The sequence below is a fragment of the Burkholderia sp. BCC1999 genome (genome assembly GCF_905339975.1).
Taxonomy (GTDB): domain Bacteria; phylum Pseudomonadota; class Gammaproteobacteria; order Burkholderiales; family Burkholderiaceae; genus Burkholderia.
In genome coordinates this window covers 472518-493525 of the sequence record NZ_CAJPHP010000001.1, presented here as the reverse complement: position 1 = coordinate 493525, position 21008 = coordinate 472518, and the positions used below count along the sequence as shown (strand labels likewise).

Here is a 21008-nt window from a genome sequence, read left to right as displayed (position 1 = left end):
ACGGGTGGTCGCGCCATGCGTCGACGGGCACGTTGCAAGCCGACATATTGCGGCATCATCATGGTGCCGACGCACCCGCCCGCGGTGCCCGCTATTCGACTGGAGACGCTGCATGCCGATACCCCGGATTGAAACCCGCGACGCGATGGGCGATCCCGATGTGGTCTATCTCAACCCGGCGCACGTGCTGTGGATGTCGCTGCCGACCGCCGCGCACCGGCGGCCGGACAGCATGGCCATCCGCGTGGACGACCGCGTGAAGGGTGGCTCGCTGCTGATGGCCGACAATCCGCCGGCCGCGCAACTGCTGCAGGATCTCGGCCCGTTCGTGACGGTGACGCTGGCGAGCCCGTCGTCCGACTATCCGAACGGTGTCGTGCACATCCGTGCGCATGCGATCGTCAAGGTTGCGACGGACGACCACGACAAGCCGCTGGCCGGCCGCACGCTCGGCTGGATTCATGTCCAGGACGGCTCGGCTTTCAAGATCAACGATTACGCCGGCGTGGCCGCGCAATGGCAGGCGACGGTCGCGGCAGCATCATGAACCTTGCCGTCTCCGACATCACGCCGGACGAACTCCGGCTGTTCGGCGACATCGTCGCCCGCCTGGAAGCGCTCGGGCCGATCGTCGACGTGAGGAGCGTCGTGCTGCCCGAGATCACGCAACTGATGCGTGCGGATTTCGCCGCATCGTTCGATTGCGACGCGCAAACGGGGCTCTGGCGCAACGGATTCTCGTACAACCTCGACCCGTCGCAGATCGCGCGGTACGAAGCGTGGTTCCAGCATATCGACCCGGTCACACCGCAATTGCGCGCGCGCCGCGTGGCGACCTGCGTCGACGAGGTGATGAGCCGCCGCGATCTGGAGCGCACCGCGTTCTACAGCGATTTTTTGAGCCGAGACGGCATGCACCACGGGATCAACGTCTATGCGTTCGACGGCGCGACGCACGTCGGCGACCTGCGCATCTGGCGCGCGCAAGGCCGGCCCGACTTCACCGAGCGCGACAAACTGCTGCTGAACGGCATCGAGCCGTTTTTTCGGCGTGCGCTGCTGAGGCGGCAGCATGCGTGTACCGGGCTGACCGAACGCGAGAGCGACGTCGCACGGCTCGTCGCCGCCGGCTACACCGACAAGGATGTCGCGCGCACGCTCGGGATCGGGCTGTCGACGGTCCGCACGCATCTGCGGCGCGTGATGGCGAAGAAGGGCGTCGCCAACCGGGCGAGCCTGGCGGCCGCGATGGCGTGACCGGTCGCGCCGCGGGCCACGCGGGGTCCTCCATTGTGATGATGGGCGTCAAAATCGGCGCGCCCTACCTTGTAACGATTCCCCCTGTTACGAGGCATGCCGACCATGACCACCCTGGGTTCCCTGACGCTCACCGAAGTCCGGCAGGCGCTCCTGCGCCGGGAGTTTTCCTGTGTCGAATACGCGTATGCGTTGATCGAGCGGCACGCGCGCTGGCGCTACCTGAACGGTTTCACCTGCGTCGACGACGCACGGCTGCTCGCCGAAGCCGCCCGCAGCGACCGCGACCTCGCGAGGTCGACCGCCCCGCGCGCGCTGCTCGGCCTGCCGATCGCGATCAAGGACAACATCGACACCGCCTGCCTGCCGACCGGCAACGGCACGCTGGCGCTGCACAACCGTGTGCCGCCGCAGCACGCGCCGGTCGTCGCGCGGCTGCTGGCGCACGGCGCGCTGATCGCGGGCAAGGCGAACCTGCACGAGCTTGCGTTCGGTGTGTCGGGCAACAACCGCGTGACGGGCGCGGTGCGCAATCCGTACGATTTCGACCGGATTCCGGGCGGCAGCAGCAGCGGCTCGGGCGCGCTGGTCGGCGCCGGTGTGGTACCGGCCGCGCTCGGCACGGACACCGGCGGCTCGGTCCGGATCCCGGCGGCGCTGTGTGGCGCGGTCGGCCTCCGGCCGACGGTGGGGCGCTACCCGTCGGGTGGCGTCGCGCCGATTTCCCACACGCGCGACACCGTCGGCCCGATGGCCCGGTCGGTCGAGGACATCGCGCTGCTCGACGCGATTCTGGCCGGCGACGGTGCGTCGCTAGCGCCCCCGGTGCGCAGTGGGGCGCGTCCCGTGCGTCTCGCGATTCCGCGTACGACGTTCTGGCGCGGCCTCGCGCCGGATGTCGACGCGGTGGCGCGGGCCGCGCTGGCGAAGCTGGAGCAGGCGGGATTCGAATGCGTCGACATCGACCTGAATGACTACCCGGGGTTCTTCGACGACGAGCCGGCCGTCATCGCGATGGCCGAATTCCGGGCGTCGATGCACGCGTATCTGGTCGAGAACGGTTACGACCTGTCGGTCGACGACATCGTCGCGAACGTGGGGAGCCCGGACGTCGCGCGGATCGCCCGGCATATCACCGGCCCCGACGGCATCGGCGAAACGGCTTATCGCACCGCGCTCGACCGGCGGACGCGGTCGCGCGCCGCGTATCGGCAGTGCCTCGCCGACAGTGGCGCCGATGCGCTGGCCTTTCCGGCCACGATCGCGACGGCCTGCCCCATCCCGTCGGGCGACACGATGATCCACAACGGCGAGACCGTTTCGGTGTTCCAGACGTACACCAGGAACACCGAGCCCGGCAGCAATGCCGGCGTGCCGGGCATGACCGTGCCGGCCGGCCTGACGGCGGCCGGTCTGCCGGTCGGCCTCGCGCTGGATGGCGCGGCCGGCACCGATCGCGAACTCATCGCGGTCGCGCTGGAAGTCGAACGGGTGCTCGGGCGGCTGCCGGCGCCGGACGACGGATTCGGGGTGGAGGGCCGGCTGGGCGGTTGGGCGGGCGCCGGCGGCGGGTCGTGACGGTTAAGCGTGCAAATTGCGTTGCGGCTTCATCAGCGGCCGGCAGTGGCTCAGGATCAGCGCAAGCCCCTTGTCAGCGTGAACGGGCCCAGGCGCAATCGCCACACGGCCCGTTTCATCCGGAGTCGTCAATGCGGTCCGTCGTGCCTGATCCCTGCCGCATCGAGCTGACGAAGTTTCGCGTACAGCGTCGTGCGTGAAATGCCGAGCCGCCGCGCGGCCGCCGACACATTGCCGTCGTGCTCGTCGAGCGCGCGCCGGATCGCGTCGAGCGACTGTTCGTGCAGGCTCGCCTGGGCACCGGCGGCCGGTGCCGTGTGGCACACGTCGGCGGCGTCTTCCAGCACATCGGCATGGCGCGCCATCGTCGCCCGGTCGAGCGGCGCACGCAGGGTGCGCACCCATACATGGCTACCATCGTCGCGCGCGATCCGCTGCGGCGTGCGTGCCGGTATCAGTAAACGACGCTGCTGCACGGGCGTCGCGCCGGGAAACAGTTGTCGGAGATCGTACGGGGCCACCGGCCCGGCAGCCGCGAGGTCGAGCATCCGGCGCGCCAGCCGGCTCACCGCGCGCACGCGGCCGGCTTCGTCGAGCGCAATGACGCCGGCGAGCGGGGTGCCGAGCCAGCGCGCGTCATGCTGGACCTGCAGCAGATGGCAGTCGCGCAGCAGCGCATACAGACGCTGCTCGGCGGACAGCGCCGCGTGACGAAACTGTTCGCGCAACTGCACGACGTTGCGCTTGCCGACTCCGGTGATGTCGAGCGCGCCGATCACTTCGCCGTCGAAACCCACCAGCGGCACCGCGAGACAGAACACCCGGGACAACTCGTGGAGATAATGCTGCGCGCCCGCGACGATCGCCTCGGCGCCATCGTGAATCACGCAGCTCGGCGCGGTTGTGCCGATGTTCGGCTCGACAATCCGGCGCCCGGCGACGATCGGCGTCAGCAGCGCGTCGTCGCATTGCGGGCTGCGCCGCGCATGGACGATCGTGCCGTGCGGATTGACGCACATGATCGTCCATTCGGTACCGCCGAATGCGGCCCACAGCGGCTCGATCTCCCGCGCGACGCAGCGGGTGAGCCGCCGGTCCGCGCGCGATTCGTCGCGCTCGCGCTGCATTTCATAACGCGCGGTTTGCCATGGTCGCAGCCCGGCATCGCGCGAGCGCAGCCACGAGCGCGCGACGCTGGCCGGCAACGCCGTTTCCGGCAGCGGCTCGCCCGCGGCGAAGCGGGCGCGGAGCCGGTCGAGATCGACCGGCCGTGCAGGGGATTCAGGGGCCGTGTTCACGCTGCGCTCCATGTGAGGTCGAATGGTCGGGCCGGGCGTGCCGGCCCGGCGTGTCGCGCGAATGCGTAATATAGCCCGGTGCCCGAAGCCGGGTATTTTCGTGCCCGGCAAGGGTGCCCGTCGTGTGGCGCCGCTTGGTATCGGCCGGCGGCCGGCGGCGCCTGCGTCTAGTGCGGCAACCGCAGGATCGGCTTGAGCGTGATGCCTTTGCTGCTGTCCTCGGCGGCCTGGTTGATCTGTTCGAGCGGATAGAACTTCACGAGCCGGTCGAACGGAAACCGGCCTTGCAGGTGCAACTGCACGAGTTGCGGAATGAACGTCTGCGGCACGCTGTCGCCTTCGACGATGCCGCGGATCGTATGGCCGCCGAGCAGCAGGCTGTTCACGTCGAATTCGGCCTTCGTGCCGAGCTTCGGCGCGCCGACCACGCCCATCGTGCCGCGCGAGCCGAGCGCGTCGATCCCTTGCGACAGCACGGCCGGCAGCCCGGTCGACTCGAGCGCGTAGTCGACGCCGCCGCCGGTGATCTCGCGGATCGCGTCGACGACGTCGATTTCCCGGCTGTTGATCGCGTGCGTGGCGCCCAGCTCCAGCGCCAGCGCGAGCCGCGACGGCACGATGTCGGCGGCGATGATGGTGGTGGCGCCGGCGATGCGCGCGGCCATCACGGCGCTCATGCCGACCGCGCCGGCACCGAAGCTCGCGAAGCTGCTGCCGGTGCGCACCGCGAGCGAATTGATGACGGCGCCCGCGCCGGTCTGGATCCCGCAGCCGAGCGGGCCGAGCAGTTCGAGCGGCGCTTCCTTCGGCACCTTGATTGCGTTGTTCTCGCGTGCGAGCGCATAGCTCGCGAACGACGACTGCGCGAAGAAATGATCGTGCAGTGGTTGTCCGGCCGCGTCGCGGATGGCCGTCTGCCCGTCGACATCGGCGCCGCCGAAGTTCAGCGCGAAGAACTGCCGGCAATACGCGCCGTGACCGCCGGCGCACGATGCGCAGTGGCCGCACGCGCCGTAAGTCAGCACGACGTGGTCGCCGGCGGCGAGCGTCTTCACATTCGGGCCGACCGCCTCCACCACGCCGGCGCCTTCGTGACCGAGCACGGCCGGTAGCGGTACCGGGTAGTACTGGTCGCGCACGATCAGGTCGGTATGGCACAAGCCGGTCGCGACGACGCGCACCAGTACCTCGTCGCCGCGCGGCGCGCGGATGCGTGCCGTTTCGATCGAGAAGGGCGCGCCGGCGGCGCGCGCGACGGCCGCGGTGACGGCGCGTGTATCGTTTTTGGTGTACATGGTCGGTCTCCTCGTCAAATCGGATACAGCGGCGCATCGCCCTTGATCGTCAGCCACTGCCACTGTGTGAATTCCTCCCAGTTTGCCGCACCGCCGATGCTCGAGCCATTGCCCGAGGCGCCGACGCCGCCGAACGGGTTGATCACCTCGTCGTTAACCGTCTGATCGTTGATGTGCAGCAGCCCCGTGTTCAGGCGCTCGCCGATCCTCAGCGCGCGGCCGACGTCAGCGGACAGGATCGCCATCGACAGCCCGTATTCGGTCCGGTTCGCGAGCGTGATTGCGTCTTCGTCGGTATCGAACGGCACGACGATCGCGACCGGCCCGAAGATTTCCTCGTCGAACGCCGGATTGCCCGGCGCGACGCCGCTCAGCACGGTCGGCTCGAAAAACAGGCCGTGATGGCCGCCGCCCGTCTCGACGCGGGCGCCCGCGCGTCGGGCCGCGTCGACCACGCTCGCCGCATGGTCGCGTTGTGCGGCGTCGATCAGCGGGCCGAGGCCGACGTCGCCGGTGGCCGGGTCGCCGACGCGCAGGCTTTGCGCCTTCTCGACGAGCTTCGCGACGAAGCGGTCGTGAATGGCGCGTTGCACGAGCACGCGGCCGGTCGCCATGCAGATCTGGCCTTGATGCAGATACGCGCCCCATGCGGTGTTGGCAACGGCGCGGTCGAGGTCGGCATCGTCGAGCACGATCAGCGAATTCTTGCCGCCAAGTTCGAGCGACACCTTTTTCAGATGGTGGCCCGCCGCTGCGCCGACCTTGCGCCCGGCCGCGGTGGAGCCGGTGAACTGGATCATCGCAATGTGCGGATCGGCGACCAGCGCCGCGCCGGCCGCGCCGTCGCCGGGCAGCACGTGCAGCACACCTTCGGGCAAGCCGGCAAGCTCGAACACGCGCGCGATCGCGACGCCACCGCACACGGCGGTGCGCGGATCGGGCTTCAGCACGACTGCGTTGCCGAGCGCGAGCGCCGGCGCGACCGCGCGTATCGCGAGATACAGCGGGAAGTTGAACGGCGAGATCACGCCGACCACGCCGCGCGGGCGGCGGCGCGCGAGCGACAGCCGGCCGGCCGCCGACGGCAGCACTTCGCCGGCCGCGCGCGACGGCAGCCCGGCTGCTTCGTGCAGGGCCTTGATCGTAATCGAGGTTTCGAACGACGCTTTTGCGCGCGTCGAGCCGCTTTCGCGCACGAGCCAGTCGACGATCGCGTCGAAATGCACTTCGGCGACGGCTGCCGCGCGACGCAGCACCGCCGCGCGCTCGTCGTATGGCAGCGCGAACCATGCGGGCTGTGCGCGATGTGCGGCGGTGGCTGCTTCGGCGATGGCCGCGCTGTCGGCGACGCCGATGCGGCCGAGCGTGGTGCCGGTCGCGGGTTCGATTACGTCGGCCGCGTGCGCGCTTGCGTGCCAGCGTCCGTTGAAGGTTTTGCCGCGCCAGATGTCGGTGTCGAACAGTGCGGTGTTGCTGCTAACCATGTACGCTCCTGAGGAATTCGGATCGGCCGGGTCGGGGTTCTTGCTTGGGCGTCGACCGGCATGTGCGCGAGGGTAGGCGGGCGCGGCGAAGCGGGGCCATCCGGGTTTTTTCCCACCCGCGGAGGGCGTGTGGGGTGGGGGGCGTCTGAGATTTTGTGTGCGGAAACTGAACAGTCGCTGTGGGGGGTGTTGCTGCATGCCGTTTGGGGACACGGCAGGTTATTGCTGGTGCATTAGACCCTGCGCCGCTGTCTCATTTGCAACGCCTCCACTGCTTACGCAGCGTCTAGTGTGTTGTATCGACCGATTGAAGCCACCAAGTGCAACGGTCATTCGCTCACGCGTTGTCGCCCGTCGCTTGTCGGCGGAAGCCGTCATATTGACTCGCTGCCTCCCGCGGCCTAAGAATGACTGCTTTCCGGCAAGGCTCGGGGCTCGAGTCGCTTGTGAGCCGTTCGAAACCATTTGGTCTAAAGCGGCCTCCGAGTTGCAATGGCCATTTTCGTCAACGGAGCGGCCGCAACCCGCCAGCCGTCGCGTGCCGATCGATCTACCATCATGCTTCAAACGAGTCCTTGCCGGTTGATTATCCACGACCACAAAGTCGCTCCACTAGTGGAAAACTAGTCGACCACGTAATGAAAGGTTTTCGGTATGATTTGCATGATTTCGGGGCGAATGGTCGTGCGCCGCCATTGGTGGGTTGAGCACGTGACGCGAACACAAGAAAAGCTAATATTCGAGGCAGCATGAGCGGGCGCAGGTCGAAGGTCAAATGGAACGGCAGGAGAACCCCTGCAGATCAGCACAGCCTTAAAGCGAAAATCTACTCGAAAACGGGTTTTCAGGCCGAGGCGCTGCGATCCCTCAAAAACGCAACTCCTACCGCCGAGCTATTTCGGCGCTTTCCTCAGATCATTCGGAAGCGTGAAGTACTTTCTAGAATTCATGGTGCTCCATTTCCGCGGCAGCCGGCCGAGATCCTTGTAACTCGTAGACTGATCCCGCCCGCACCGATTGCCAGCGAGGTGATCTGGGCCATAGCCTACGCGCTGCAGTACAGCGAAGAAATCCGAGCGTTTGTGTCGCACCGAGAGGCGCTGGAGTGCGCGGTACTGCGCAATGATCGAGATGCAGCGTTTGCGACACTTCAGGGAGTGGAGGACGAACTAGGCTGGTCCGTCTGGCTGATTCAAAACCGACTCTCCGCTGTGCAGTTGTGGGATGGCTTGGACGAGAAGCGCAAACTTGCGCGGACGTACGAGGACCTCATAGGAGCGAACGATCTGTTGAGTATGATTGTCAGCTTCATCGGCAAACGCACTGAGGGCACTGCGGTTCCCGGCTATCTGCAGGCCGAACTTGCGCGAATGTTCCCTGAAGCCCCGCTGACGCAGATCCAAGCGTATCTGAAAACGAAGCTTTTCGACCTCGCTAGCCCAGCAATACAATTCGTGGGGGTGACCCTTTCGATCGAAGCCCAGTCTGGCGTGGTCGACTACTACGAGACCCTCGTCGCCATGCTGCAGGCCGTTGTAGCTGACGAGGGCGCGTGCGCGCACTTTTCGGATTTGCTAGTCAAGCCCGTAGCATCACTCCTAGGACGCACGAGTGACCGCCGCTTGGTGCCTGTCTTGGTAGCGCTTGGTGGCGAGGTTCGGTGGGATGCCACAAAACAGCTGCGTCGCGTCGCTTTCATTGAGGCCTACAGTGAAGGCCGATATGCGGATGCCATTTCAATAGCCGACGGCCATTTGGACGAAAATCCCTCTGATATTTCGGCATTCGTACTGCGTATACGTGCCGAACTCAAGCAGAGAGCGCAAACAGTTCAATATGCAGGCCCGTTGGGGGAAATAGCCCAGCACCTGCGGGCGGTCCTCGCGTTCACCGGCGACACTTATGCATCGGCGTTGTCGCTGTACACGATTTACGACCGATTTTACGGACATGCGTGGGCGACCTACTTGCGTGCGATCGTCATGCAGGAGCTTTCGCAGGATCAGTTTGAATATCCATCCGGCTCGCTCCGTCGAGTGCTCGCCTTAGATCCGAATTTGACCCCGTTCTCTGCATTGTTAGAGCAACCTTCAGGACGCTCTAAACTCACCGAGACTTTCCGCCATGCGGCTGTTTTCGGCACCACTCTGCAGGTCTACGAGTTAGCAACGACCGGCACTTTACTCGGCGACACTTCTGCCATAAGTCTGGAGCGTCAAAAGCGCTATGTGGGTCGCTTTCAGCTTGCGAACGGCATGTATGCGGAAGCAATCGAAAATTTCACGTGGTGCCGGGACCATCTTGATGGTTCTGACGCACTACGCTGCAGTACAGCCGCTGTGGTCGCTTATATTAGGAGCGGAGACTTGGCGTCGGCCGTGTCGGCAACGGTTGCGGCTTATCTGAGTTGGCCATCGGTGCCAACGGTTCTACCATTGCCCGAACTTGTTGCCGCGTTGGAGTCTCCGGGCGAATGGCCCACATCGATCTCGCTGCCTCTCATATTCGAGCTCTATTTCAGCTTCTTCAACAACGACCGACTAACGCACTTACGCTATGCGTTCGAGCGGTTTCAGACCCAGCAGGGTATTGCCTCACCAGGAGCACTTCGGGAGCGCGTCGATGAGTTTGGCCTGCAGAATGTGATCCTGTACCTGAGTCGGGTCTGGCGACCCGAAGTCATGCGGCAGACGATTCTCTACGAGGGAACGCGGGAAATTGAAGAGGAGCGTATTCGCGTCTGCCGCATCCTTGCCGAGATCGACCCCGGCAACGCTGCCGAGTATTTGGCGGAAATTCGGGAGCGCGTTAAAGCACAGGAACTTGCAAAAGCGACGAACCTCGTTGAGCAAAGCCGCGTATACGTTGACATCAGTGCTATCAAAAAGGCGTTGCGCACCCGCTTAGGGGACGCCTATGCTCGTTACAAATCCGCAATGCAGACCGTGCCAGTGGTGGAGAACTCGCTCATTGAGCGACTCACCGACGTTCTGTCTGAGGTGGAAGCTACTGGCCAATCGCTGACCAAAATGCTGTCCACCTTACACGTTATCAACAGCGAGACGTCGAATTCGGAGCTTGATGTTCAGTTTGCTGCGATGTTCGCCGAAGTGACAAATGAGTTCCTACGTGGCGATCATGGGCTGAATGCCTATCTCAGCACACGCGTTCGGCACGGCAAGCTCAGCAATGCGCTACGCAAGCCAGTGGCCGACGAGTTCCTTGTGACCGAACGAAAAGTGGGAACTTCCGACTACGTTCCGAACGATTACTGGGACTCGGCCCTTACGGCTCTTACTAATGGAGAGCGGGCCAACGTTTTGCATGTGCTCGAGCAGTTTGCGGCGAACATCGACTCAATCATTGCATACGTGCGTGACAGTTTGATCCAGGTCGTCGTAGTTCATGAGCTCGTTACTAGTGGCGATAATCCGCATGCGCTCTTCGTCTACCAAACTTCGAATTTGGAACGAATGTTTGTTCAAGCCAGCGATCGACGCATTAAGCACATCGATGACTTCATTAACCTTTGCGTCGAGACCCTGTGGGAAAAAACCGATACTAACTTGGCAAAGGTGCAGCTGGTTCTAAATACCGATATCCGCTCCCAGTTTCTGGATGCTTTTGATCACCTTACGGAATCTCTTGTGGCATTGCATTATGCGGACCGACTCGGCGAGCTACATAACCACATTGGACGTGCGCGAACGAATATCCAGACGAGAATCTCTACGGTGTCGTCGTGGTTCAAGCGCAGCGAGGTTTACGACCGACAGGATTACGGAGTCGATTTTCCTGTTCTCATCGCACGCTCGATGATTGAGAACTCAATCTCGGGTGCGACAGGGTGGGATGGTGTAAGCATAAAAGGCGAAGGTGGAGCGACTGCCATGCCCGGAAGGACACTCGACGGTATGGTTGACGTATTCTGTGGGCTATTCGAGAATGCGATCGCCCATTCTGGTCTGAGCGTCGATAGGCTCAATATTGATGTCGCGTTGAGTTTGTTGGATGGGAAGTTCAGTGCGCGGGTACGTAATCCGGTCGAAGCGCTAACCTTCGAGCGGCGTGACGAAAATCGGCTGGAGAGAATTCGCAATGAGATTCGCAAGAGTGATACTCGGCGGAAGGCTCAGATGGAAGGTCGCAGCGGCTTTCATAAGCTATGGGCGACCATAAATGCACCGCAGTACCGGGATCCATCGCTGCTGTTCGGTTTTACCGACGATGGAGCTTTCGAGGTGATCATCGGGTTTGGAATCGAGATTGCAGACGATGAAGATACTGCTTATTGAAGACGATGAAGAAAAGAGTCGGATCCTTGCCGATTTTGTGTGTGACGAGTTTCTTGGCGTCGAAATCGAGACGGCCAGGTCATTCAGCAGTGGGTTACGGGCGGTGATCAAAGGGACGGACTCATACGCGGCGATTCTACTGGATATGAGTATGCCCAACTACGACGTATCACCCGATGAGCCAGGTGGTGGGACACCAGAGAGTTTTGCCGGGATCGATCTGCTGGCCCAGATGCAACTACGAGGCATTCACACGCCAACCATCGTAGTTACGATGTTTGACAAGTTCGGCGACGAACCAAATCGGTTGTCACTCAGACAATTGATTGAAAAGCTGGATACTCAGTACCGACCGATCTTCCGCGGGCTTACTTACTATAACGTTGCGGAAGACGGCTGGAGATCCTCGTTGAAAAACCTGATTGAAGGTATTATTGCTACGCGATGACTCGAATCCTGATTGTAGATGATGAATACGACAAGGCCCGCGCCATTTCTAAGGTTGTCTTGGAGTATGACGCGAGCATTGAGATCGAGCATGCGACAACGTCCGCGGCGGCAAGGCGTTTTCTGATCGCCAAAAAGTTCGACTTGCTTATTGTCGATTTGAACCTGCCAGATGTATTGGGGGCGACGCCCACACATCAGGGCGGGTTGGCACTTTTTGACATGCTGATGATGGACGAGAACGCGTGGCTGCCACCTGACATCTTGTTTCTGACTGCCCGCGAGGAGCTAGTTGACGCGGCGCAGGCAAACGTGCGGGACCGCGGGGCCTCATTCTGCCTCTTTAATGAAACCGCAGATAGCTCATGGAAGGCTATGCTGGTTGGTAAGCTTCAGCTAGCAAGCGCACGCGTTAAGCGCGTAGCTCGGCTTTCCCCTCGTGCGGATGTGGCCATAGTCACAGCATTGGGTACCCCTGAGCTCGACGCAGTACTGAATCTAAATTATCAATGGACGAACAAGCGCTTCCCGGATGATCCTACTGGTTACCACTTTGGGCAAATTCCGCGAACTGAGGGGCCATTGACGGTTGTAGCGGCGTCGGCGCGCCGAAAGGGCATGCCATCCTCTGCGGCGCTCGCCGCAAAAATGGTCGAGCGCTTTCGCCCAAGGTACATCGTGATGCTGGGGATTTGCGCCGGCGTGAAGGGTAAGACAGAGCTCGGTGATGTGATCGTGGCTGATCCCTCTTGGGACTGGGGCAGCGGTAAATTAGCCGAAAAAACTGACGGCTCAGTGGTGTTCCAGGCCGCCCCCTATCAGCGCCCGCTTAACTCGCATGTGTCTCAACTCGCGATGGAGCTTAGCAGTCGCCCGGAAGTCGTGGCGGCGATCCGTTCCGGATGGACTCATTCAGCTCCTGCTGGAAAGCTTTCCGTTCGGGTTGGCCCGATGGCCTCAGGTGCGGCTGTCTTGGCGACGGACGGTGCTCTTGACCCAATCACAGCTCAAAACCGTGAACTACTTGGCGTCGAGATGGAAGCATATGCAGTCATGGCAGCAGCGGACTACGCGCGTCAGCCCGCGCCGTGCGCACTAGTTATCAAGTCGGTTTGCGATTTCGCGGACGCGCAGAAGGGTGACAATTGGCAAGCTTACGCCGCGTACACTAGCGCGGCGTTCTTCAACCAACTTTTCTTGAACTGCGATCTCCCACTTACCTGAGTCGGATCGCGGCTGCGGGAAGCGACTCTTCGTATTCGTGGTTCGGGGAATTCGGGGCAACGTCGCTCTTGTTGATAACGCATCGTGCCGACGGCAAAAAAAGCTCGCGACGTGAAGTCCCCCTGGGGAGCGTCATTTAAACGAAGATCAATATACGACAGGCATTGCGAACACGTGGGCGAGCGGCTAACACAGGTCGCTGTCTGCCCGACCGTCCGCAATCGGTCAACGGCGCGACGAGGCCCTTGGGGCGACGACTGCCCGTTGTCCGGGTGGGACCGACATTTGAGTGACCTGCCTCGCGTGGAGGCGAATGGCCGGAGTTGGCCGATAGCACCCGTCAGCCTCTGATGAACAACGGGCATCGACAACAAACGTCGATATCCGCTCACCCGATTCCTTCCGGTTGTTCGCAGAAACCGACGCCGAAGCTGAAGTCCGGACGATCAGCCCAACCATTTTTCCCATCAGGAAAACCCTGATCGACCCCGCAGGCCGCCGGTTTCAGCCGGTTTTCCCGCTGCCACAAGCGGCCGCTGTGCGCCCCCGCCCAAACGATCCCCCGAACCCTCACGACCGCGCCCCATCAAGCCTCTCCGCCCGCATACCTAGCCAAAACAGGTATGGCGCACCGCAGTATTCCGCGTGATGAGCCTGATTTCAATACCTACCAGGTATCAAAAATCCCACCCAAAAGTATTGGACGGTGGTTTTGGCCGGGGCGTATAAATCCGTTCCATGAACACCCCCCAAGCAGCGTGCCCCATGTCCTCCGTCACCATCGAACGCATTGAAACCCGCCTCGTCGATCTGCCGACGATCCGCCCGCACAAGCTGTCGGTGGCCACGATGCACGGCCAGACGCTGATGCTCGTGAAGGTGTTCTGCAGCGACGGCGTGACGGGCCTCGGCGAAGGCACGACGATCGCCGGCATGGCCTACGGCCCGGAAAGTCCCGAAGCGATGAAGCTCGCGATCGATGCGTACCTCGCACCGGCGATCGTCGGCTGCGACGCGACGCGCATCCAGACGCTGATGGCGTTCCTCGGCAAGCTCGTGAAGGTCAATCATTTCGCGAAGAGCGCGCTCGAAACCGCGCTGCTCGACGCGCACGGCAAGCGGCTCGGCGTGCCGGTCAGCGAACTGCTCGGCGGTCGCCGGCGCGATCGCCTGCCGGTCGCGTGGACGCTCGCGTCGGGCGATACGGCCACCGACATCGCCGAAGCCGAGCGGATGCTCGACCTGCGCCGCCACAACGTGTTCAAGCTGAAGATCGGCGCGAAGTCGCCGGAGACGGATATCCGGCACGTGGCCGAGATCAAGAAGGCCGTCGGCGACCGCGCATCGGTGCGCGTCGACGTGAACATGGCGTGGAGCGAAACGCAGGCCGCGCGCGCGATTCCGGCGCTGGCCGATGCCGGTTGCGAACTGGTCGAGCAGCCGGTGGCCTCGGCCGCGGCGCTGGCGCGCCTGATGCGCCGCTTCCCGGTCGCGCTGATGGCCGATGAAATCCTGCAGGGCCCCGACAGCGCGTTCGAGATCGCGAAGCATCACGGCGCGGACGTGTTCGCGATCAAGATCGAACAGAGCGGCGGCCTCTTTGCCGCACAGCGCGTGGCCGCGATCGCCGATGCCGCGGGCATCGAGCTGTACGGCGGCACGATGCTCGAAGGCGCGTTCAGTACGGTCGCATCCGCGCACCTGTTCGCGAGCTTCGCGAACCTGCAGTGGGGCACCGAACTGTTCGGGCCGCTGCTGATCACCGAAGAGATCCTGACGCAGCCGCTGGACTACAGCGACTTCGAACTGACCGTGCCGGACGGCCCCGGTCTCGGCATCGAGCTCGACGAAGACAAGGTCAGGCGTTTCACCCGCGACGGACTCACGAGAGTCGCGCGGTAGCCCGAGTCAGGCACAGCCGTCATCCCCCCAAATACACGTGGAGACACCATCATGAGCGTCAAAGTTTTCGAAACCCGGGAAGTGCAGGACCTGCTGAAGGCCGCGTCGAACGCGGGTGCGGACAACACGAACGGCGGCAACGCGCGTACGCAGCAGGTCGTGCTGCGCCTGCTCGGCGACCTGTTCAAGGCGATCGACGATCTCGATATCACGCCAGACGAAGTGTGGGCCGGCGTCAACTACCTGAACAAACTCGGTCAGGATGGCGAAGCAGCGCTGCTCGCGGCCGGCCTCGGTCTCGAGAAGTACCTCGACATCCGGATGGACGCCGCCGACAAGGCCGTCGGCCTCGACGGCGGCACGCCGCGCACGATCGAGGGGCCGCTGTACGTGGCCGGCGCACCGGTGCGCGACGGCGTGTCGAAGATCGACCTCGACGCGGACGAAGGTGCCGGCCCGCTCGTGATCCACGGCACGGTCACGGGCCTCGACGGCAAGCCGGTCGCGGGCGCACTGGTCGAATGCTGGCACGCGAACTCGAAGGGCTTCTATTCGCACTTCGACCCGACCGGCGCGCAGACCGACTTCAACCTGCGCGGCGCGGTGAAGACGGGCGCCGACGGCAAGTACGAATTCCGCACGCTGATGCCGGTCGGCTATGGCTGCCCGCCGCAGGGCGCGACGCAGCAACTGCTGAACGGCCTCGGCCGCCACGGCAACCGCCCCGCGCACGTGCACTTCTTCGTCGACAGCCAAGATCACCGCAAGCTGACGACGCAGTTCAACATCGACGGCGATCCGCTGATCTGGGATGACTTCGCGTATGCGACGCGCGAGGAACTGATCCCGCCCGTGGTCGAGAAGACCGGCGGCGCGGCGCTTGGCATGAAGGCCGATGCGTACCAGGACATCGAGTTCAACTTCGTGCTGACGCCGCTGGTGCAGGGCAAGGACAACCAGATCGTCCACCGCCCGCGCGCAGCCGCGACGGCGTAACCGCCTGGCGGCGCGGCGCGATTGCGCCGCCGCCGGCCGGGTTTCCGCGAGATTCAACCGAAACCGATGCGAGCGTGCTTGCAGGACGCGGCACGCGCATGGGAGGAGCCAACATGTCCGCCACGATCGATCAAGCCAACGAACTGGATCACCTGCTCGCCACCGCCGTGCAGGATGACAAGGAGGCCGGCGTATTCCGCTGCCGCCGCGACATCTTCACGAACGCGGAGCTGTACGAGCTCGAGATGAAGCATATCTTCGAGAGCAACTGGGTGTACCTGGCGCACGAAAGCCAGATCCCGGCCAACAACGACTACTACACGACGTGGATCGGACGCCAGCCGATCGTGATCACGCGCGACAAGACCGGCGAGTTGCACGCGGTCATCAATGCCTGCGCGCACAAGGGCGCGATGCTGTGCCGCCGCAAGCACGGCAACAAGGGCAGCTTCACGTGCCCGTTCCACGGCTGGACCTTCTCGAACACCGGCAAGCTGCTGAAGGTGAAGGACGAGAAGACGACCGAGTATCCGGTGCAGTTCAACACGCACGGCTCGCACGACCTGAAGAAGGTCGCGCGCTTCGAGAACTATCGCGGCTTCCTGTTCGGCAGCCTCAGCGAGGACGTGCTGCCGCTCGAGGACTATCTCGGCGAAGCGCGCGTGATCATCGACCAGATCGTCGATCAGGCGCCGAACGGGCTCGAAGTGCTGCGCGGCAACTCGTCCTACATCTACGAAGGCAACTGGAAGATGCAGATGGAAAACGGCTGCGACGGCTACCACGTCAGCACCGTGCACTGGAACTACGCGGCGACGATGGGCCGCCGCAAGGAAGACGGCACCAAGGCCGTCGACGCGAACAGCTGGAGCAAGTCGGTCGCGGGCGTGTACGGGTTCGACAACGGTCACATCCTGCTGTGGACCCAGACGATGAACCCGGAAGTGCGGCCGGTGTATCAGCACCGTGAAGAGATCAAGGCGCGCGTCGGCGACGTGCAGGCCGATTTCATCGTGAACCAGACGCGCAACCTGTGCGTGTACCCGAACGTGTTCCTGATGGACCAGTTCAGCACGCAGATTCGAGTGGTGCGACCGCTCGGCGTCGACAAGACCGAAGTCACGATCTTCTGCTTCGCGCCGAAGGGCGAGAGCGAAACCGACCGCACGGTCCGCATCCGCCAGTACGAGGATTTCTTCAACGTGACGGGCATGGGCACCGCCGACGATCTCGAGGAGTTCCGCGCGTGCCAGGCCGGTTATGCGGGCATCACGGCGATGTGGAACGACCTGTCGCGCGGCGCGCCGCTGTGGGTCGACGGGCCGGACGACAACGCGAAGAAGATGGGGCTGAACCCGCGCATCTCGGGCGAGCGCAGCGAGGATGAAGGGCTGTTCGTGTGCCAGCACGAACATTGGGTGCATGTGATGCGCGATGCGCTGAAGAAGGAACGCGGGGAGGTGGCGGCATGAGCTTCGATTACCAGACCATTTGCGCGGCGCTGTATCGCGAAGCGCGCCTGCTCGACGATCGCCAGTGGGACGAGTGGCTGACCTGCTATGCGGAAGACGTCACCTACTGGATGCCCGCGTGGGACGACGACGACCGGCCGACCGACGATCACCAGAGCCAGATCTCGCTGATGTACTACCCGGACCGCGGCGGCCTCGAGGATCGCGTGTTCCGGATCAAGACCGAGCGCAGCGGCGCGTCGACGCCCGAGCCGCGTACCAGCCACAACGTGACGAACGTCGAGGTGCTGGCCGAGCGCGATGACGAAGTGGACGTGCGGTACAACTTTCACACGCTGAACCACCGTTACCGCGTGACCGATCACTTCTTCGGCACGATGTTCGTCACGTTGCGCCGTGCAGGCGATGCGCTGCTGATTTCGCACAAGAAGATCGTGCTGAAGAACGACTACATCCGGCAGGTGCTCGACGTCTATCACGTCTGACGCTGTTGTTTTGTCATGAAAAGAAGTGGAGGTGACACCATGTCCAGTTACAAGATTGCACTGAATTTCGAGGACGGGGTAACCCGCTTCATCGATTGCAAGGCCGGCGAGAAGGTTCTCGACGCCGCCTTCCGCGCGAAGATCAACCTGCCGATGGATTGCTCCGACGGCGTGTGCGGCACCTGCAAGTGCCGCGCCGAAAGCGGCAGCTACGATCTCGGCGACGACTACATCGACGATGCGCTCACCGAGGATGAAAAGGACGGCGGCCTCGTGCTGACGTGCCAGATGGTGCCGCAAAGCGATTGCGTGATCGCGGTGCCGACTTCGTCGGTCGCATGCAAGACCGGGCAGAGCGGCTTTGCCGCGAAGGTCACGAAGGTGGAGCAGCACAACGATGCGGCCGTCGTGCTCGAGCTCGATGTCGGCGCGGCCGCGCCCGTGTTCCTGCCGGGCCAGTACGTGAACATCGACGTGCCCGCGAGCGGCCAGCATCGTTCCTATTCGTTCTCGTCGGCGCCGGCCGACGCGAAGGTCAGCTTCCTGATCAAGAAGATTCCCGGCGGTGTGATGAGCACCTGGCTCGAATCGGCGCAGCCGGGCGACACGCTGGAACTGCACGGCCCGCTCGGCAGCTTCTACTTGCGCGACGTGCAGCGGCCGCTGCTGTTCCTGGCCGGCGGCACGGGTCTCGCGCCGTTCCTGTCGATGCTCGAAGTGCTGGCGCGCAGCGGCTCGCAGCAGAAGGTGCACCTGATCTACGGCGTGACGCGCGATCTCGACCTCGTGCTGGTCGATGCGATCGAAGCGTATGCGGCGAAGCTGCCGAACTTCAGTTTCGCGACGGTCATCGCGGATGCCGCGTCGGACCATCCGCGCAAGGGCTGGGTCACGCAGCACATCCCGGCCGATGCGCTGAACGACGGCGACGTCGACGTGTACCTGTGCGGGCCGCCGCCGATGGTCGACGCGGTGCGCAAGTATTTCGACGACGAAGGCGTGAAGCCGAACAGCTTCCACTACGAGAAGTTCACCCCCAACGTCACGGCAAAGGCGGCATGACCATGCAACGATTCTCCGGCAAGGTCGTCGTCGTCACCGGCGCGGCGCAGGGTATCGGCCGAGGCGTCGCGTTGCGTGCGGCGGCCGAGGGCGGCAAGGTGCTGTTCGTCGATCGCGCGGATTTCGTCGCCGAGGTGGCAGCCGAGGCGACCGGCGGCGAGACGGCAGGCTTCGTCGCCGATCTCGAAACCTACGAAGGTGCGCATGCGGCGATGGCGTACGCGGTGCAGACGTTCGGCGGCATCGACATCCTGATCAACGGCGTCGGCGGCGCGATTCGCATGCGCCCGTTCGCCGAATTCGAGCCGGCACAGATCGACGCGGAAATCCGCCGTTCGCTGATGCCGACGCTCTATACCTGCCACGCGGTGCTGCCGCACCTGCTCGCACGCGGCGGCGGCACGATCGTCAACATCTCGTCGAACGCGACACGCGGGATTCGCCGCGTGCCGTACTCGGCGGCGAAAGGCGGCGTCAACGCGCTGACGTCGGCGCTCGCGATGGAGTATGCGGAGCACAACATCCGCGTCGTGGCCACCGCGCCGGGCGGCACCAGTGCGCCGCCGCGTCGCGTGCCGCGCAATGCGGCCGGCGACAGCGCGCAGGAACAGGCGTGGATGGGCGAGGCCGTGCGGCAGGTCACCGACTCGACGTACTTGAAGCGCTACGGCAGCCTCGACGAGCAGATCGCGCCGATCCTGTTCCTCGCGTCCGACGAGGCCAGCTACATCACCGGTACGGTGCTGCCGGTCGCGGGCGGCGATACGGGTTGAGCGGCGCGCCGCCTGCCTTCGTTCATCGACAGCCCTCATCGACAACCAGACGGCCGGCGCAACGACGCCGGTCACGGAGATATCCATGCATGATCGCAAAGCCATCGTTCCGGCCGGAATGGAAGCGGTGTACGAGAAAATCGGCTACGCGCCGGGCCTGCGGGTCGGCGAAACGCTGTACGTGTCCGGACAGATCGGTCGCGATGCGGCGATGCAACTGGTCGAAGGCCGCGAAGCACAGATCGTGCAGGCGTTCGAGAACCTGAAGCAGGTGCTGGAGGCGGCCGGCGCGTCGTTCAACGACGTGGTCGACCTGACGACGTTCCATACCGACATGCGCGACCTGCCGCTGTTCATGCAGGTACGCGACCGCTACCTCGACGCGCATCCGAAGCCGGCATGGACGGCGGTCGGCGCGCACATGCTGGGCGGCTCGCCCGGTTACATCGTCGAGATCAAGGCGGTGGCCGTGCTGCCGGACTGACCGCGACGTTGCATCACGGCCCGGCTTCCGAGCGGTCCTGCGACGCCGGAGGCAGGTACGCCATGCCGTGTTCGTCGTACAGGTCGTAGATGAGCCGCAGCATGCGTTCGATGTCGTCGGATTCGTCGAGCATGCGCATGCTCATGATGATCGGCGACACGAGCCGCGCGTCGTCGAGTTCCTGGTAGGACACGTCGTCGCGCTTCAGCCCGTATACGCTCTTCGGCACGATCGACACACCTTCGCCGGCCGCGACGAGACCGAGCGCAACCTGCAGCTCGCGCGTCTCCAGCACGCGTGCGGGCTTGATTGCGCGGTCATGGAACGCGGCGAGCACCTGGTCCGCATAACTCGGGCGCGGCGCCTTCGGAAACACGATCAGCGTGTCGCCGAGCAGATCGTGCAGCGACAGCGGCGCGTTCGTTGCGCACAGCCGGTGGCCGAGCGGCAGCGCCGCGATCATCGGCTCCTCGCGCAGCACGACGCGGCGCACGCTCGGGTCGTTGAGGCGAATGCGCCCGAAGCCCATATCGATGCGGCCTTCCTTGAGCGCCTTGATCTGGTCCATCGTCGACATCTCGTGCAGGCTCAGCTCGACTTCCGCATGCAGCTGGCGATAGCGGCGAATCACTTTCGGCAGCATCCCGTACAGCGTCGAGCCGACGAAGCCGACCGAAAGACTGCGCTCGATCTTGCCGACGCGGCGCGTCATCGATTCGAGTTCGGCTGTTTGAGCGAGCAACTGCACCGCGTGCTGGTGAAAGAAGCGGCCGGTCTCGGTGAGCTTCAGCGGACGTGATTCACGCTCGAACAGCAACGCGCCGAGCAACTGTTCGAGTTGCTGGATCTGCCGGCTCAACGGCGGCTGAGCGATGTGAAGCCTTTGTGCGGCGCGTGTGAAGCTGCGCTCTTCCGCGACAGCGACGAAATAGCGCAAATGGCGTAGCTCCATGTTC

The 21008-nt window shown here is 63.8% G+C and carries 17 protein-coding genes; 13 read left to right on the top strand and 4 right to left on the bottom strand.

The window, feature by feature from the left end; all coding sequences use genetic code 11:
* The first annotated feature begins 112 nt into the window (after positions 1 to 112).
* The 3 genes from U5809_RS02160 to iaaH all read left to right on the top strand — a co-directional run bounded on the left by U5809_RS02160 (position 113) and on the right by iaaH (position 2835).
* A complete protein-coding gene (locus tag U5809_RS02160; RefSeq protein ID WP_322085292.1) occupies positions 113 to 547 on the top strand; it encodes a hypothetical protein in 435 nt (144 codons plus the stop codon).
* Positions 544 to 1257: a helix-turn-helix transcriptional regulator gene (locus U5809_RS02155; RefSeq protein ID WP_322085291.1), complete on the top strand. Its 714-nt coding sequence runs from the start codon at positions 544 to 546 to the stop codon at positions 1255 to 1257. Before U5809_RS02160 ends, U5809_RS02155 begins: the two co-directional genes overlap by 4 nt.
* Positions 1258 to 1362: 105 nt before the next feature.
* Positions 1363 to 2835, top strand: a complete 1473-nt coding sequence (iaaH, locus tag U5809_RS02150; RefSeq protein ID WP_322085290.1) for an indoleacetamide hydrolase — start codon at positions 1363 to 1365, stop codon at positions 2833 to 2835.
* A gap of 128 nt (positions 2836 to 2963) precedes the next feature.
* Here the strand turns inward: iaaH and U5809_RS02145 are convergent, their stop codons facing one another.
* The 3 genes from U5809_RS02145 to U5809_RS02135 are packed head-to-tail and all read right to left on the bottom strand — an operon-like array spanning position 2964 to position 6912.
* Positions 2964 to 4244, bottom strand: coding sequence for a helix-turn-helix domain-containing protein (locus U5809_RS02145; RefSeq protein ID WP_322085289.1), 1281 nt, complete (start codon positions 4242 to 4244; stop codon positions 2964 to 2966).
* A gap of 56 nt (positions 4245 to 4300) precedes the next feature.
* Entirely contained in the window at positions 4301 to 5428 is a 1128-nt protein-coding gene (locus U5809_RS02140) for an NAD(P)-dependent alcohol dehydrogenase (protein ID WP_322085288.1), read from the bottom strand.
* A gap of 14 nt (positions 5429 to 5442) precedes the next feature.
* A complete protein-coding gene (locus tag U5809_RS02135; RefSeq protein WP_322085287.1) occupies positions 5443 to 6912 on the bottom strand; it encodes a benzaldehyde dehydrogenase in 1470 nt (489 codons plus the stop codon).
* A gap of 749 nt (positions 6913 to 7661) precedes the next feature.
* Between U5809_RS02135 and U5809_RS02130 the strand changes: the two genes are divergently transcribed.
* From U5809_RS02130 to U5809_RS02085, 10 genes are all read left to right on the top strand, one after another.
* The gene (locus U5809_RS02130; RefSeq protein WP_322085286.1) at positions 7662 to 11207 is read left to right on the top strand and encodes a hypothetical protein; all 3546 of its coding nucleotides are present in this window, start codon (positions 7662 to 7664) and stop codon (positions 11205 to 11207) included.
* Positions 11188 to 11655, top strand: coding sequence for a hypothetical protein (locus U5809_RS02125; protein WP_322085285.1), 468 nt, complete (start codon positions 11188 to 11190; stop codon positions 11653 to 11655). The genes U5809_RS02130 and U5809_RS02125 overlap by 20 nt, the downstream gene beginning before the upstream one ends.
* On the top strand, positions 11652 to 12878 hold the full coding sequence (locus tag U5809_RS02120) for a response regulator (RefSeq protein WP_322085284.1): 1227 nt from the start codon (positions 11652 to 11654) through the stop codon (positions 12876 to 12878). The genes U5809_RS02125 and U5809_RS02120 overlap by 4 nt, the downstream gene beginning before the upstream one ends.
* A 765-nt stretch (positions 12879 to 13643) precedes the next feature.
* Positions 13644 to 14780 carry a muconate/chloromuconate family cycloisomerase gene (locus tag U5809_RS02115; protein ID WP_322085283.1) on the top strand — a complete coding sequence of 379 codons (1137 nt, stop codon included), beginning with the start codon at positions 13644 to 13646 and terminating at the stop codon, positions 14778 to 14780.
* Positions 14781 to 14831: 51 nt separating this feature from the next.
* On the top strand, positions 14832 to 15776 hold the full coding sequence (gene catA / locus U5809_RS02110; protein WP_322085282.1) for a catechol 1,2-dioxygenase: 945 nt from the start codon (positions 14832 to 14834) through the stop codon (positions 15774 to 15776).
* A 113-nt stretch (positions 15777 to 15889) separates the two neighbouring features.
* Positions 15890 to 17248, top strand: a complete 1359-nt coding sequence (locus U5809_RS02105) for a Rieske 2Fe-2S domain-containing protein (protein ID WP_322085281.1) — start codon at positions 15890 to 15892, stop codon at positions 17246 to 17248.
* Complete coding sequence (benB, locus tag U5809_RS02100; RefSeq protein ID WP_322085280.1) at positions 17245 to 17733, top strand: benzoate 1,2-dioxygenase small subunit; 489 nt, start codon at positions 17245 to 17247, stop codon at positions 17731 to 17733. The genes U5809_RS02105 and benB overlap by 4 nt, the downstream gene beginning before the upstream one ends.
* Before the next feature lie 39 nt (positions 17734 to 17772).
* Positions 17773 to 18795 (top strand): benzoate 1,2-dioxygenase electron transfer component BenC, encoded by a 1023-nt coding sequence (gene benC / locus U5809_RS02095; protein ID WP_322085279.1) that lies wholly within the window; start codon positions 17773 to 17775, stop codon positions 18793 to 18795.
* Positions 18792 to 19568 (top strand): benzoate diol dehydrogenase BenD, encoded by a 777-nt coding sequence (benD, locus tag U5809_RS02090; protein ID WP_322085278.1) that lies wholly within the window; start codon positions 18792 to 18794, stop codon positions 19566 to 19568. The genes benC and benD overlap by 4 nt, the downstream gene beginning before the upstream one ends.
* 85 nt (positions 19569 to 19653) lie before the next feature.
* A complete protein-coding gene (locus U5809_RS02085; RefSeq protein WP_322085277.1) occupies positions 19654 to 20052 on the top strand; it encodes a RidA family protein in 399 nt (132 codons plus the stop codon).
* 13 nt (positions 20053 to 20065) lie between these two features.
* Here the strand turns inward: U5809_RS02085 and U5809_RS02080 are convergent, their stop codons facing one another.
* Positions 20066 to 21004 carry a LysR family transcriptional regulator gene (locus U5809_RS02080; protein WP_322085276.1) on the bottom strand — a complete coding sequence of 313 codons (939 nt, stop codon included), beginning with the start codon at positions 21002 to 21004 and terminating at the stop codon, positions 20066 to 20068.
* Positions 21005 to 21008: the final 4 nt, after the last annotated feature.

Excerpts from the sequence above, each read along its gene's own strand:
- U5809_RS02160 (WP_322085292.1), top strand. The coding sequence starts at position 113 with ATGCCGATACCCCGGATTGAAACCCGCGACGCGATGGGCGATCCCGAT.
- U5809_RS02155 (WP_322085291.1), top strand. The coding sequence starts at position 544 with ATGAACCTTGCCGTCTCCGACATCACGCCGGACGAACTCCGGCTGTTC.
- iaaH (WP_322085290.1), top strand. The coding sequence starts at position 1,363 with ATGACCACCCTGGGTTCCCTGACGCTCACCGAAGTCCGGCAGGCGCTC.
- U5809_RS02140 (WP_322085288.1), bottom strand. The coding sequence starts at position 5,428 with ATGTACACCAAAAACGATACACGCGCCGTCACCGCGGCCGTCGCGCGC.
- U5809_RS02135 (WP_322085287.1), bottom strand. The coding sequence starts at position 6,912 with ATGGTTAGCAGCAACACCGCACTGTTCGACACCGACATCTGGCGCGGC.
- U5809_RS02130 (WP_322085286.1), top strand. The coding sequence starts at position 7,662 with ATGAGCGGGCGCAGGTCGAAGGTCAAATGGAACGGCAGGAGAACCCCT.
- U5809_RS02125 (WP_322085285.1), top strand. The coding sequence starts at position 11,188 with ATGAAGATACTGCTTATTGAAGACGATGAAGAAAAGAGTCGGATCCTT.
- U5809_RS02120 (WP_322085284.1), top strand. The coding sequence starts at position 11,652 with ATGACTCGAATCCTGATTGTAGATGATGAATACGACAAGGCCCGCGCC.
- U5809_RS02115 (WP_322085283.1), top strand. The coding sequence starts at position 13,644 with ATGTCCTCCGTCACCATCGAACGCATTGAAACCCGCCTCGTCGATCTG.
- catA (WP_322085282.1), top strand. The coding sequence starts at position 14,832 with ATGAGCGTCAAAGTTTTCGAAACCCGGGAAGTGCAGGACCTGCTGAAG.
- U5809_RS02105 (WP_322085281.1), top strand. The coding sequence starts at position 15,890 with ATGTCCGCCACGATCGATCAAGCCAACGAACTGGATCACCTGCTCGCC.
- benB (WP_322085280.1), top strand. The coding sequence starts at position 17,245 with ATGAGCTTCGATTACCAGACCATTTGCGCGGCGCTGTATCGCGAAGCG.
- benC (WP_322085279.1), top strand. The coding sequence starts at position 17,773 with ATGTCCAGTTACAAGATTGCACTGAATTTCGAGGACGGGGTAACCCGC.
- benD (WP_322085278.1), top strand. The coding sequence starts at position 18,792 with ATGACCATGCAACGATTCTCCGGCAAGGTCGTCGTCGTCACCGGCGCG.
- U5809_RS02085 (WP_322085277.1), top strand. The coding sequence starts at position 19,654 with ATGCATGATCGCAAAGCCATCGTTCCGGCCGGAATGGAAGCGGTGTAC.
- U5809_RS02080 (WP_322085276.1), bottom strand. The coding sequence starts at position 21,004 with ATGGAGCTACGCCATTTGCGCTATTTCGTCGCTGTCGCGGAAGAGCGC.